The sequence below is a fragment of the Halorussus amylolyticus genome, from assembly GCF_004143485.2.
In the GTDB taxonomy this organism is placed as follows: domain Archaea; phylum Halobacteriota; class Halobacteria; order Halobacteriales; family Haladaptataceae; genus Halorussus; species Halorussus amylolyticus.
On record NZ_ML974134.1, the window covers coordinates 192,390 to 204,205 of the forward strand.

12 protein-coding genes are annotated in these 11,816 nt (G+C 65.4%); 5 read left to right on the forward strand and 7 right to left on the reverse strand.

The window, feature by feature from the left end; translation table 11 throughout:
• Positions 1-3 precede the first annotated feature (3 nt).
• The gene (cyoE, locus tag EKH81_RS11805) at positions 4-1,359 is read right to left on the reverse strand and encodes a heme o synthase (RefSeq protein ID WP_132057768.1); all 1,356 of its coding nucleotides are present in this window, start codon (positions 1,357-1,359) and stop codon (positions 4-6) included.
• A gap of 166 nt (positions 1,360-1,525) precedes the next feature.
• Here cyoE and coxB point away from each other — a divergent pair, with 166 nt between their 5' ends.
• On the forward strand, positions 1,526-2,254 hold the full coding sequence (coxB, locus tag EKH81_RS11810) for a cytochrome c oxidase subunit II (protein ID WP_132057654.1): 729 nt from the start codon (positions 1,526-1,528) through the stop codon (positions 2,252-2,254).
• Between the two features lie 220 nt (positions 2,255-2,474).
• On the opposite strand, the gene EKH81_RS11815 is transcribed toward coxB, so the two are convergent.
• Positions 2,475-3,134 carry an HAD family hydrolase gene (locus tag EKH81_RS11815; RefSeq protein WP_132057655.1) on the reverse strand — a complete coding sequence of 220 codons (660 nt, stop codon included), beginning with the start codon at positions 3,132-3,134 and terminating at the stop codon, positions 2,475-2,477.
• A 166-nt stretch (positions 3,135-3,300) separates the two neighbouring features.
• Between EKH81_RS11815 and EKH81_RS11820 the strand changes: the two genes are divergently transcribed.
• Positions 3,301-4,191, forward strand: a complete 891-nt coding sequence (locus tag EKH81_RS11820) for an ABC transporter substrate-binding protein (protein ID WP_132057656.1) — start codon at positions 3,301-3,303, stop codon at positions 4,189-4,191.
• Positions 4,192-4,245: 54 nt separating this feature from the next.
• Here EKH81_RS11820 and EKH81_RS11825 read toward each other — a convergent pair whose 3' ends face one another.
• Positions 4,246-5,103 (reverse strand): cytochrome c oxidase subunit 3, encoded by an 858-nt coding sequence (locus tag EKH81_RS11825; protein ID WP_132057657.1) that lies wholly within the window; start codon positions 5,101-5,103, stop codon positions 4,246-4,248.
• A 470-nt stretch (positions 5,104-5,573) separates the two neighbouring features.
• Entirely contained in the window at positions 5,574-6,644 is a 1,071-nt protein-coding gene (gene pdhA / locus EKH81_RS11830) for a pyruvate dehydrogenase (acetyl-transferring) E1 component subunit alpha (RefSeq protein ID WP_202935128.1), read from the reverse strand.
• 207 nt (positions 6,645-6,851) lie between these two features.
• Between pdhA and EKH81_RS11835 the strand changes: the two genes are divergently transcribed.
• The 3 genes from EKH81_RS11835 (at position 6,852) to EKH81_RS11845 (ending at position 9,518) form a co-directional block, all read left to right on the forward strand.
• Complete coding sequence (locus EKH81_RS11835; protein ID WP_132057658.1) at positions 6,852-8,165, forward strand: M28 family peptidase; 1,314 nt, start codon at positions 6,852-6,854, stop codon at positions 8,163-8,165.
• A gap of 92 nt (positions 8,166-8,257) precedes the next feature.
• Positions 8,258-9,019 (forward strand): NAD(+)/NADH kinase, encoded by a 762-nt coding sequence (locus tag EKH81_RS11840; RefSeq protein ID WP_162224607.1) that lies wholly within the window; start codon positions 8,258-8,260, stop codon positions 9,017-9,019.
• A 58-nt stretch (positions 9,020-9,077) separates the two neighbouring features.
• On the forward strand, positions 9,078-9,518 hold the full coding sequence (locus tag EKH81_RS11845) for a DUF7313 family protein (RefSeq protein ID WP_132057660.1): 441 nt from the start codon (positions 9,078-9,080) through the stop codon (positions 9,516-9,518).
• Between the two features lie 37 nt (positions 9,519-9,555).
• Here the strand turns inward: EKH81_RS11845 and EKH81_RS11850 are convergent, their stop codons facing one another.
• The 3 genes from EKH81_RS11850 to EKH81_RS11860 form a co-directional block, all read right to left on the reverse strand.
• Entirely contained in the window at positions 9,556-11,166 is a 1,611-nt protein-coding gene (locus EKH81_RS11850) for a S41 family peptidase (protein WP_132057661.1), read from the reverse strand.
• Between the two features lie 94 nt (positions 11,167-11,260).
• Positions 11,261-11,509 carry a DUF7314 family protein gene (locus EKH81_RS11855; RefSeq protein WP_132057662.1) on the reverse strand — a complete coding sequence of 83 codons (249 nt, stop codon included), beginning with the start codon at positions 11,507-11,509 and terminating at the stop codon, positions 11,261-11,263.
• Positions 11,502-11,807, reverse strand: coding sequence for a DUF7315 family membrane protein (locus EKH81_RS11860; RefSeq protein WP_132057663.1), 306 nt, complete (start codon positions 11,805-11,807; stop codon positions 11,502-11,504). Before EKH81_RS11860 ends, EKH81_RS11855 begins: the two co-directional genes overlap by 8 nt.
• Between the last annotated feature and the right edge of the window lie 9 nt (positions 11,808-11,816).

The window sequence follows — 11,816 nt, forward strand, 5'->3', positions numbered from 1 at the left end:
GGCTCACAGCACGAGCGCGTCGGCGACGATGGCGAGCAAGAGCGCGCCGAGGTACGCGTTCGACGCGTGGAACGACCGGAAGGCGGCCTCCTCGGTCCGCTCGTAGTGGAGGCGGACGACCGCCCAGAGGAACACGCCGCCGAACGCCACGCTCGTCAGCGCGTAGAGCCACCCGAGGGTCGTGACCGTTGAGAGCGCGCCAGCCGCGAGGAGGGTCGCGCCGAGGTACCAGAGGATGTGCTTGCGCGTGACCGCTTCGCCGCGGACGACCGGCATCATCGGGAAGCCGCCACGCGCGTAGTCGTCCTTGTACGCGAGCGCGAGGTTGTAGAAGTGGGCGGGCGTCCAGAGGAAGATGACCCCCGCGAGCACTATCGCGGGCAGACCGATATCGCCCGTGACCGCGGCCCAGCCGATGAGCGCGGGGAGCGCCCCGGCGAAGCCGCCGATGACGGTGTTCTGAACCGTGTTGGGTTTGAGCAGGAGGGTGTACACCACGCTGTAGAAGACGATGGCGAACAGCCCCAGCACCGCGGCCAGCACGTTCACCGAGAGGAACGCAGCGAGCGAGAGCGCGGCCAACAGCAGGCCGAACGCCATCGCGTTTCGAATCGGAATCTGGTTGGTCGCCGCCGGTCGGTCGGCGGTCCGGGCCATCTTGCGGTCCACGTCGCGTTCGAACACGTGGTTGAACGTGCCCGACGCGCCGATGGAGAGGACTCCGCCCGCGAGCGTGGCGAGGACGGTGGTCACTCGGAGGCTGGGACCCGCCGCGAGCGCCATCCCGGCCGACGCGACCAGACACAGCAGCCACATCAGCCGGGGCTTCATGAGTCGGAAGTAGGCGTTCGCGGTGCGGGCGGCGCGCGCGAGCGGGTCGTCCGATAGCTCGCGGGCCGGGGCGGGAGTCTCGCTGGCGGGCGGGAGTTCGTCGGGGTCCTCGACGCCCCGGGGTTCGTCGTGGGTGTCGGGTTCGAGCGTCCACGCGAGCGCGAGGACGACGCCCGAGAAGATGCCCATCCCGGCGAGCAAGTGGACTGCAGACAACAGCGCGGGGGTACCGGTCGTCGCGGCGAACGCGCCGAGCGCGACCTGCACGGGGTAGAGCGCGGCGGCGACGCCGACCGCGGCCCTGATGCGCCGGGAGGTTCCGGACGCGAGCCACGCGAAAATCGCGGTCGCGGCCAGCAGGAGGCCGACCGCGAGCGCGGCGACCCGGTGGCCCCAGGCGACCGCGAGCATCGGGTCGTCGAGCGGGACGACCCACTGGCCGTGACACGCGGGCCACGTCTGACACGTCGCGGCGGCGTCGGTCAGCGCGGTGGTCGCGCCCACGACCACCAGCAGGTAGACGCCCATCGCGGTCGCTGCGAGCAAGGAGACGAACCGCCGGGAGTGGCTCTGTTCGGTCACGCGAATCGTACTCGGAGCTTGTATCTCGCCGTATTTAGTAGAACCGAAATCGGGGTCGGACGGCCCGGAAGTCAGTAGGTATTTATGGAAATCACCCTAAGCCCGAAGTAGCATGAACTCCAAGCGGACAGCGTTCGCAACGCTTCTGGGCGTCGGGGCGCTCGCCCTGTTCGCCGACCCGGTACTCGCCCAGGGCTACGACTCCACGACCGAAGAGCTGATTCGGGGACTCAACACCCAGCTCCTCTACATGGCGATTCCCATCACCGTGCTGGTCGAGGGAATCCTCATCTACACGGTGTGGAAGTACCGCAACAACGACGACCCGAAGCCGACGAAGGAGAACCGCCGTCTCGAAATCTCGTGGACCATCGCGACCGCGCTCGTCCTACTGGTGGTGGGGTACGCCTCCTACGGCGTGATGGCGAACGAGTACGTCGCGACCACCGGCGACGACCTGAACCCCGGCGAAGACGCGGTGGAGGTCGAGGTCGTCGGCGAGAAGTACCTCTGGAACTACAACTACGAAGGTGAGAACGTCTCGACGCAGGGCACCCTCGTCTTGCCGAGTAACACCGACATCTACCTCCACGTCACCTCCACCGACTGGATACACGCGTTACACGTTCCCGAACTCGGGCTGAAGCAGGACGCGATGCCCGGCCAGCACAACACCATCAAGACGCAGATAAACTCCAGCGCCGAGGGCGAGACCTACCAGCTCTACTGCGCGGAGTACTGCGGTGTCGGCCACTCGAAGATGCTCGGTGAGGTCGAAGTCGTCTCCGAAGACGAGTACCAGGACTGGCTCGACGAACAGAGCGGCAACGCTTCGAGCTAACGCCGCTGGCTGTCTCTCTTTTCTCTCCGCGACTCTTACACCGATAGCGAGCGATGCGAGTCGGCTGGCAGGCGCGTTCGGTGGCGCGCCGCTCGGTGACCCATCGGCTTTCAAGAATCGGCCGGTGACGCATCCACCGGGAATCGCTCGGTGAACCGTCCGCTAGAAAACCCGGACGTGGAGTTTCCGACGCCACGGTCCGGCCGGACCTCTCGACCGCTCAGACCGCACAGATTTGGTGGAGGTCGTCGAGCGAGTCGATGTCCCACGTGGGCCAGACGTTGAGGTCCCAGTCGCGGCGGTGGGGCCGGCGGATGAACGCCGAATCGACGCCAGCGTTCTCCGCCGCTCGGATGTCGGATTCGTTGTCGCCGACGAACAGCACCGAGTCGGCCCCGAGGTCGGCGACCGCTTGGTCGATGTAGTAAGAGTTGGGCTTGCGCCGCTGGAGGCTCTGGACCGTGGGTTCGCGGCCGTAGGCGGTGTCGAAGAGGTCCGACACGCCGAGGTGGTCGAGCACGAAATCGACCGTGGCCTGTTGGTTCGAACTCACGATGCCCATCGGCACGTCGAGGTCTCGGAGCGTGTCGAGGTCGTCGTAGAGCGCCTTCCGGCCGGTGCGAATCTCGACCTGTTGGGCGCGGGTCAGCGTCCGGTCACGCGCGGCGAAGAACTCTGCGATGTCGAGACCGTAGGTGTCGCACACGTCCCCGACCGATTCGGGGGTCGCGCCGATGGTCATTCCCTCGACGTGGTCGGGGTCGGGGTCGGTAATGTCGAACTGCGCGAAGGTGTCCTGCACGGCCTCGTGAAGTACGTCGTAGCTCGTACGGCCGACGAGGACACCGTCGTTGTCGAAAACGACGGCGTCGTAGCTCATACCGGATATGTGGTGCTCGGACTCATAAATGTTTCACACGGCCGGACGCGACCGTAACGAAGCGACCCGTTCGAATCTCACGAGATTTTCGACTCGGCGACCCACGAGGGTAATCAATAGTAGTTTCGGCAAAGGTATTTTATAACCTGATACGGTTATATCGTTCATGAATCGACGGCGATGCGTACAGGCGCTCGGACTCGGAGGAGTCCTGTCGCTCGCCGGGTGCGTCGGCGACCCGCCGTCGGACCGAGACGAGCGGCCGACCGACCGCGACCTGACCCTCGCGACCGCCACGACCGTTCACGACAGCGGTCTGCTCGGGGATATCGTTCCGGAGTTCGAGGACGCGTTCGGCGTGACGATGAAGACGGTTGTACGCGGAACCGGCGGCGCGCTCCGAACGGCGCGGGACGGCGACTGCGACGTCGTCCTCGTCCACGCCCGACCGTTGGAAGACGAGTTCATTCGGGCGGGACACGGCGTCAACCGCCGGTCGGTCATGGTCAACGACTTTCTGGTGGTGGGACCGCCCGACGACCCAGCGGGCGCGGCCGGGCGCGACCCCGTCTCGGCGTTCCGCGCGATTGCCGACGCGGAGGCGACGTTTTTCTCGCGCGGCGACCGGTCCGGAACCCACGTCCGCGAGCGGCGAGTGTGGGACGAGGCGGGACTCGACCCTTCGGGGTCGTGGTATCGCGAGACGGGTCAGGGGATGGGCGACACCCTCGTCGCCGCCGGGAGGTCGGACGCGTACACGCTGACCGACCGCGGGACGTTCCTCACGGTGAGCGACGACGCGCTTGCGACTCACGTCGACCGCGGCATCGACGACCCGCCGTCGCTCCTCCGAAACGAGTACGCGGTCGTCCCCGTCAACCCGGCGCGACACGACGTGGCGTATCCGCTCGCGCTCGGGTTCGTCGGCTATCTCACGGGTCCCGGCCGGTCGCAGGTTCGAGGGTTCCGAGTGGACGGCGACCGGGCGTTCCGCCCGCTCGACTCCTCGGGCGAACCGAACTTCGAGCAGTACGTTCCCTCCGACTGGTGCGCGTGAGGACCGGCGCTCTCGGACTGCTTCGGACGAATCGTTACTGCGAAAAAGAGTCGCTTACAGCGTAATCGCAGCGCCCGCGTACAGCACGACGACGAGGAAAATCCACACCGCGTCCACGAAGTGCCAGTACATCGACACCGTCGAGACCGATACGTCGCGTTCGGCGTTGTACTGCCCGTACAGCGCGCGGACGAACACGATGCCGATGAGGACCGCCCCCAGCGAGACGTGAAGCCCGTGAAGACCGGTCAGTCCGAAGAACGCGCTACTGTAGATGCCCGACGTGAGCGTGAAGCCCTCGTGGACGATGAACTCGTAGTACTCCAGTATCTGTCCGCCGATGAACACGATGCCGAGCAGGAGGGTTGCCGCGAGTCCGACGATGAAGTTCCGTCGGTTGTCCTTGTGGAGTTCGACGTGCGCCCAGTGAAGTGTGATACTCGACAGCACCAACAGCAGGGTGTTGGCGAGCACGAGCGAACTCAGGAGCGGCGGGAGTTCCGCCCCCGTCGGCGGCCACGTGCCCACCCGGATGAAGAAGAAGTACACGAAGCCAGCGCCGAACGTGGCGACTTCCGTCCCGAGGAACAGTATCATCCCCCACCGGAGCGCACTCCCGCCGTGTCCGTCGCTGGTCCAGTACGCCTTGACGAAGGCGTGGTACACCCACCCGTACAGGCCGACGAGGAACACGCCGACCGACCCGGCGAACACCCCCGCGCCGTAGATGGTGTCGAGTATCGGTTGGTCGCCCATCGCGAGCACGAACAGGGCGGCCCCGACGTACACGCCCGCCGCGCCGACGGCGGTGATGAAGGGCCACCAGCTCGCCTCGCCGAAGCCGCGAGGCCAGTCCTCGACCGCCGGGAGGTGGTGGCCGTGCTCTTCTGCTGAGTCGTCCGCTACTGTCATACCTGCCAGTTGCGGGTCGAATAGTAAAAAGCCACCTGAACGCGTCCGTGGTCGGAGACGTTCGATATGATGTCTTTCTTGAAAACTTTGCTTAGCCGCTTTGAGCTGTGAGGTCCAACTCTAACAACAGCCAGAAAGCCCCCGCCCGGTCGCCACTGGCGGACAAACCGCGTCCGCCAAGCCCTCGTTCGCTTCGCTCACGAGGAGGCCGTTGTTCGGCATATCTCGGCCTCTCCGCACAACCCGGCCGAGATAGTGGCCGAGCAAGCGACCAAGCGTTGCGCGACCGGGCGGCCCCTTTCAATCCCGTGAGGAACGAACGGGATGTCGAAAGACGAGTGAAACGAAGTCTTTCGGAATCCCACCCATCGAACGCGTCACCGGCTGATTCCGGCGGACGACTATCCGAGCGCTGCGTTCGAAGTCGGCTTTTTCGGCGGCGTTCGCCGCCGAAAAAGCCGACGCTCAGTTCATCGCTCGACTTCGGGGTTTTCGGGGACTTGCTCGCGCTGGCGGCGGAGCTTCTCGGGCGTCTGGGCGTAGACGTGCTCGAAGATGTCGTCGGCGTCGAGTCCGGTTCGCTCCTCGGCGGCCACGACCGCCTCGGCCACCCGGTCGTCGGCCCACTCGCGGAGGTGGTCCTCGTCGGTGTCGGTCCAGCCGTGGGCGTCTTCGAGGTACTCCCGGGTGCGGTCGACCGGGTCCTTTTCGGCCCACTCGGCGACCTCCTCGTCGTCGCGGTACTTCGAGGGGTCGTCGGTCGTCGTGTGAGCGCCCTGCCGATACGTGACCGCCTCGATGAGTCGCGGGCCCTCGCCGTTTTTTGCGGCGTCGAGGGCGTCCCGGACCGCGCCGTACACTGCCAGCACGTCGTTTCCATCGACGCGCACGCCGTCGAATCCGTAGGCGTGGGCCTTCTGGGCGATGGTCGCGCTCGCGGTCTGGCGCTCGCGCGGGACCGAAATCGCCCACTGATTGTTCTGACAGAAGAATACGGTGGGCGCGTCGAACACGCCCGCGAAGTTCATCCCCTCGTGGAAATCGCCCTCGCTGGTCGCGCCGTCGCCGAAGCTGACCAGCGCCGCGCAGTCGTCGCCCTTGTAGTCGGCCGCCATGCCAACACCGACCGCGTGAGGCAGTTGGGTGGCGATTGGAATCGCGGGCGGGAACGTCCGGAGGTCGGCCGGGTCCTCGCGGTCCACGTAATTGCCCTCACCGAGCAGGTACACCAGCACGTCTTCGAGCGGAAGTCCGCGCGCGAGGTACATCGCGTGGTCGCGGTACGTCGGGAAGCAGTAGTCCGACTCAGCGAGCGCGTACGCCGCGCCGACCTGCGCGGCCTCTTGACCCTGAAGCGGCGCGTACGTCCCGATGCGACCCTGCCGGTGGAGTTTGACTGCCTTCTCGTCGAACGTCCGGGCGAGTACCTGCAGTCGGTAGAGGTCCTCGACCGCCGACCCCGAGAGGTCGGGAGCGGCGCGTTCGTCCACGGTCCCGTCCGGAGCGACGATGCGGTTCACGTCGGGTGCCTGTATTGCCATGTCGTCAATCACCGACTTCCTACCGATTAAACGGGACGAACCGTTATAAAGTGTCGCTGACTCTGAAAAATCCCGAAAGTTGCCTACTTCACTTAAAAAGGATGTTCCCAATCGTTCGTGAGAGTCGCGGCAAAACGCTCCGCAACTGAAGAATCGTCGGCCCTTCGATTCGAAAGGCTTACGCGCGGCCGAGGTGCACGAGAGCGTATGACACAGTGGATTGGCGAGACGTTCACCAGTGACGCCGGGTGGTCGCACCTCGAAGACCTCGTGGACCTCGAAAACCGGATGGCCGGGAGCGAGGGCGAGCGCGAGGGGGCCGAACTTACCCGCGACGCGCTCGAATCGGTCGGCGCACGAGACGCTCGCGTAGAGGAGTTCGAAATTCAGGGCTGGACCCGAGGCGACAGCGGGATTCGCGCGGGCGACACCACCCAAGACTGCATCGCGCTCCCCCGGAGTCCGGCGGGAACCGCGGAGGCGGAACTCGTGGACCTCGGCTACGGACTTCCCGAGGACTTCGAGGAGAACGACATCGAGGGGAAGGTCGTGATGGCGGCCTCGAACGTGCCCAGTTACTACGACCGATTCATCCACCGCCGCGAGAAGTACTACTACGCGGTCGACGGCGGCGCGGCGGCGTTCGTCTTCAAGAACCACGTCGAGGGGTGTCTGCCGCCCACGGGGAGCGTCGGGACCGAGGACGACCCAATCGGGGACATTCCCGCAGTCGGCGTCTCCAAGGAGGTCGGCGCGCGCCTCGCGCGCCGATTCGACGGCGAAGACATCGCAGTCGAGGTGGACGCCGAGATTCACGACGCGACGAGCCAGAACGTCCACGCTGAACTCGGACCGGACACCGACGAGGAGGTCCTCGTGACGAGCCACATCGACGCCCACGACATCGCGGAAGGAGCCGCCGACAACGGTGCCGGAACCGCGATGGTCGTGGAGATGGCGCGCGCGCTCGCCGCGCGCGAGGACGAACTCGACACGAAGGTCCACCTCATCGCCTACGGCTCGGAGGAAGTGGGTCTCGTGGGGTCGGGTTACGACGCGGAGCGCACCGACTTCGATTCCGTGAAGGCCGTCCTCAACAACGACGGGGTCGCGCGCGGGCGCACGCTGTCGTTCTACACGCACGGGTTCGACGCGCTCGACGACGCCGCCGAAGCAGTCGGCGACGACTTCGGCCACCCGGTGAAGACTATCCCCGAGCAGGGACCCCACAGCGACCACTGGCCGTACGTCAAGTGGGGCGTCCCCGGCTACCACGTCATGAGCGAGACGGGTGACGAGGGCCGCGGCTGGGGCCACACCTTCGCCGACACGCTCGACAAGGTCGAGGCCCGGGACCTCCGCGAGCAGGCAATTCTGCTGACCGAGCTCTCGGTTCGACTCGCGAGCGACGAGTTCGAAGTCGAGCACAAAGACCCCGAGGAAATCGCGGCCGCCCTCGAAGCCGAAGACCAGGCCGCGGGCATGAAAATCATCGGCGACTGGCCGTACGACGAGTCGTAGCCGTTCGAGCCCGCGGCCGACTGCGGAACGCTCGTCCGAACCACTCACCGAACTCCGTATCCTTTTCACGGATGGGGCGCAAGACCCAACTAATGGGAGGCGACCGTACAGAGAGTTCGACGGGGCTGGGAGTGGTCGGCGAGGGGTCGCTCGCCGAACGTATCGCGACCGCGGCCCCGGCCGAGTCGGTGGTTCAGGGTTCCGCGACCGACGCGCTCGCGGCCGCCCCCGAGGCGGTCGTCGCGGTCGGCGAGTCGGCGCTGTTCGAACTGGTCCGCGAACGCGTCTCCGTCCCGGTCCTGCCGGTCGCGGCGGGACCGGGCTACTGCGCGGTCCCCGAACCTGACGCGGTTGCAGGCGTCGAATCCCTGCTCGGCGACGAGTTCGACACCGTCTCTCGGATGGTGGTCTCCGCCTCGGTCGGTCGCGAGCGCGCGGGCCGCGCGCTCGCCGACGTGATGGTGGTCACGTCCGAGCCCGCGCGCATCTCGGAGTACGCGGTCCGGTCGCACGGCGAGGAAGTCGGATGCGTCCGCGCGGACGGCGTGGTGGTCTCGACGCCGGTCGGAAGCCACGGCTACGGACGGAGCGCGGGCGGACCGCTCCTCGAACCCGGAACCGACGCGCTCGGCGTGGTTCCCGTCGCTCCGTTCGCGGTGAACGTCGATTCGTGGGTGCTCGACGCGACCGACCGAGTCGAACTCACGGTCGAGCGCGACGAGGGCGAGGTGTCGCTCCTGCTCGACGACCGAATCGTCCGACCCGTGCCGATAGACACTCCGGTCGAAGTGGTTCGCGACGGGGCGATTCGATTGGCGCGGGTCGCGGAGACCCGGTCGTTCTTCGCGCGGTAGCCCGAGACACCGCGCGTGGAAATCAAGGTTTAATACGACGCCTTCACGAGTATTCGGTATGGAATCGCTGTCTATGTTCGGACCGGTGGACGCCGTCGTGGCACCCGTCATCGAGTACGTGGTGCTCGCGCTCGTGCTGGTCAACATGGGGACTCGGCTGTTCGCCTACCGGAGCTACCGTAAACAGGCCCGAAGCGACGACTACGAGGACAATCTGAGCCGGAATCTCGTTCACGAGGCGTCGAACGTGTTGCTCGTCCTCGCGTCGTTCTACCTGCTGACCATCCACTTCCACGCCGGAATGGTGCTCTCGACGCTGGTACTGGGGCTGTTCATCACCGACTTCTTCGAGTTCGAAGCGCGCGAGGTCGAACTTCGAAAGGACGAGAAGCTGGGGACGCCGAGCGGCGCGCTCGCCGCCTCGGTCCTCGTGTTGCTCTACGCGGCCTACCAGAGCTTCTTCTTCCTCATCGAACCGTACTGGAACGCCATCGTCTGAACGCGCGACTCTTTCGTTTGCAGTTTTCGACTGGTAGTCACGGCTCCTCGTCGTTCACGTAGTCGAGCGCTAGCCGAAGACTCGCATCGCCCGCGTAGCCGTACGACTCGAATCGCTCCGGTGTGAGTTCACAGTCCGGGACGAGCACGTCGCCCTCGATGTCGGGATGCCAGCAGAGATACTTCCCGGCGACCCGCAGTTCGAGACCGGTGTTCGGGAGTGGTTCGCGGACGGGTTCGCCGAAGAGAGTCGGGGCCTGCCCGGAGGGAACACCGACGATGTCGTCGCCGAGTCTCGATAGCTGGAGCGCCGGTGCGAGTCCGGAGCTGAAAGTCCGGGCGGACGTGACTGCGACGACTCGGTCGGGTGCGTAGTAGCCCGCGTGAGTCCCGTCAGTCGCTTCCTTGGCGAACGTCTCGACGTGCTGCGTGAGTTGCTCGCGGGTCGTTGCAATCCGGTCGTCGTGGTTGCGGTCGGTCGCGGCGAAGTAGGGCCCGAAATCGAAGTCGGCCGGATTGTCGGCCGCGGTATCGACCCTCGTCTCGAGACTTTTACCGTCGCCGTATCGTCGCCGGTGAGCGTCGGTTCGCCGCGGGATTTCGTAGGCCTGCTTGGCGCGACCGATACCGTCCCAGCCGTAAAGAACGTAGGTCAGCAGGTCGGCGTACACCGAATTTCCACCGGGATTGTCCCGGAGGTCTACGAGTAGCGTTTCGGTTCGCGACTCGTCCATCTCTCGGACAAGTCGAGTCAGTGTCTCGGTCATCGACGGGAGTTCCGAGATGGCCGCCTCGAGGTCGTCGGGAGTCTCTCCGCCCACCGTTCGCTCGTGAGCGTCACGCACGATATCGAAGGTGTCCTCGCTTCCGAGGCTCGCTACCACTTCACAGTGTTCCCGATAGCCTTGGAGGTCTCCGGGGACGAACAGCGCGACGCGGCCGCCGTCGAGGAGTCGGTATCTCGGCCCGGTGCCCGACGGGCGTTCGACGGCGGTCGAAAGGCATTCGACCGCAGAGGCGTCGCTATCGATAGGTGTCAACGTACACGTCTCCGCGGTGCCCTCGTCGGTTCGAAACGTTACAGTCGGTTTCGACGGTGATTTTTGTGTGTCGAGCAGATGTCGAAGCATCTCTGGCGCTTCCAACGACTGGCACAGAAATGCCAACGCGCAGTATCGGTTATCGACACCTCTGAGTTCGGCCTGCCGGTCGGCGAGCGCGTCTACGTCTCGACCTTCGACGTGCGTGAGTCGGGAACCGAGGAGGTCGGTACGCGTCTCGTCGTAGACCGCATCGACGTAGAGTTCCGTCCCGACGACTCGAAGTGATATTGGAAGTCGTCGGTCGTCGTGTGCGAGGTTGTCGTCCGGGGCAATCAGTCGCGTGTGACCGTCCGCGACTTTGGCGGCCAACGGTGCCGCGCGTCGATAAAAATCGCCGGTGGTCGTCTCCTCGGGGAGGTTGCGTATCGTCTCCTCCAATCGACAGTGGAGTTTGATGCGTCCGCCGTGGCCAACGTAGGGGTCCGGGTGAACCCGTTCGAGCGCCTCGACGAGTGCCCGAGCGTCCTCGGCCAGCGCCGCCCGCGAATGCGTTTCGCGTCTCGTCTCCGTCGCTCCGGATTCGGCCGCCGCCGTTTCGTCGGTCATCCAAATCGTATTTCGGCCCAATTGACAAAAATCTTTCAGTTACTCGCACGAGCATTCGACTGAAAGACGTGAAAACACAAAAAGCAGCCGACGACTACGCTTCTCGAAGCTGCTGGAACGCCGGGATGACCACCCAGAATACCAGCACGCCGATGATGGTGAACCAGAACAGCGCGTCCCGGAGCACTATCGCGGCCTGTCCATACGTTCCGAGGCCGCTCGGAATCTCTCCGAACAGTTGGGTGCTCTCGAACCCCTCGTTGGTGTACCACCCCGAGAGCACCATCCACACCAACCCGCCGCCCGTGAGGATACCGAGTCCCTTTGCGAATTCGTCAGCCATTGTTTGATGGTTCGTCGCTGCCGTCTTTAGGTTTTCCCATTCCTTCGGCGCGGAACCGAGTCGCGAACGCGTACACCATCGCCCCCGCCGCAATCATCGCCACGCCGAGGATGGCGAGCGGGACGTCGGCGTCCGAAATCGAGAGACTCGCGCGTTGAGTCGCGGTGTCGAGGACGATGAAGCCGCCGACCACGAACGCCACCGCGAACATCGTCGAGAAGACGGTCACGACTTTGTAGAGGCGTAACGGAACCACGACCTCGCGCGCGCCAGCGTCGTCCGAGTCGGAGTCGGGCATAAAAGAGGT

What these genes read in the sequence shown, in the direction of transcription:
- cyoE (WP_132057768.1), bottom strand. Translation starts at nt 1,359, where the DNA reads ATGGGCGTCTACCTGCTGGTGGTCGTGGGCGCGACCACCGCGCTGACC.
- coxB (WP_132057654.1), top strand. Translation starts at nt 1,526, where the DNA reads ATGAACTCCAAGCGGACAGCGTTCGCAACGCTTCTGGGCGTCGGGGCG.
- EKH81_RS11815 (WP_132057655.1), bottom strand. Translation starts at nt 3,134, where the DNA reads ATGAGCTACGACGCCGTCGTTTTCGACAACGACGGTGTCCTCGTCGGC.
- EKH81_RS11820 (WP_132057656.1), top strand. Translation starts at nt 3,301, where the DNA reads ATGAATCGACGGCGATGCGTACAGGCGCTCGGACTCGGAGGAGTCCTG.
- EKH81_RS11825 (WP_132057657.1), bottom strand. Translation starts at nt 5,103, where the DNA reads ATGACAGTAGCGGACGACTCAGCAGAAGAGCACGGCCACCACCTCCCG.
- pdhA (WP_202935128.1), bottom strand. Translation starts at nt 6,644, where the DNA reads ATGGCAATACAGGCACCCGACGTGAACCGCATCGTCGCTCCGGACGGG.
- EKH81_RS11835 (WP_132057658.1), top strand. Translation starts at nt 6,852, where the DNA reads ATGACACAGTGGATTGGCGAGACGTTCACCAGTGACGCCGGGTGGTCG.
- EKH81_RS11840 (WP_162224607.1), top strand. Translation starts at nt 8,258, where the DNA reads ATGGGAGGCGACCGTACAGAGAGTTCGACGGGGCTGGGAGTGGTCGGC.
- EKH81_RS11845 (WP_132057660.1), top strand. Translation starts at nt 9,078, where the DNA reads ATGGAATCGCTGTCTATGTTCGGACCGGTGGACGCCGTCGTGGCACCC.
- EKH81_RS11850 (WP_132057661.1), bottom strand. Translation starts at nt 11,166, where the DNA reads ATGACCGACGAAACGGCGGCGGCCGAATCCGGAGCGACGGAGACGAGA.
- EKH81_RS11855 (WP_132057662.1), bottom strand. Translation starts at nt 11,509, where the DNA reads ATGGCTGACGAATTCGCAAAGGGACTCGGTATCCTCACGGGCGGCGGG.
- EKH81_RS11860 (WP_132057663.1), bottom strand. Translation starts at nt 11,807, where the DNA reads ATGCCCGACTCCGACTCGGACGACGCTGGCGCGCGCGAGGTCGTGGTT.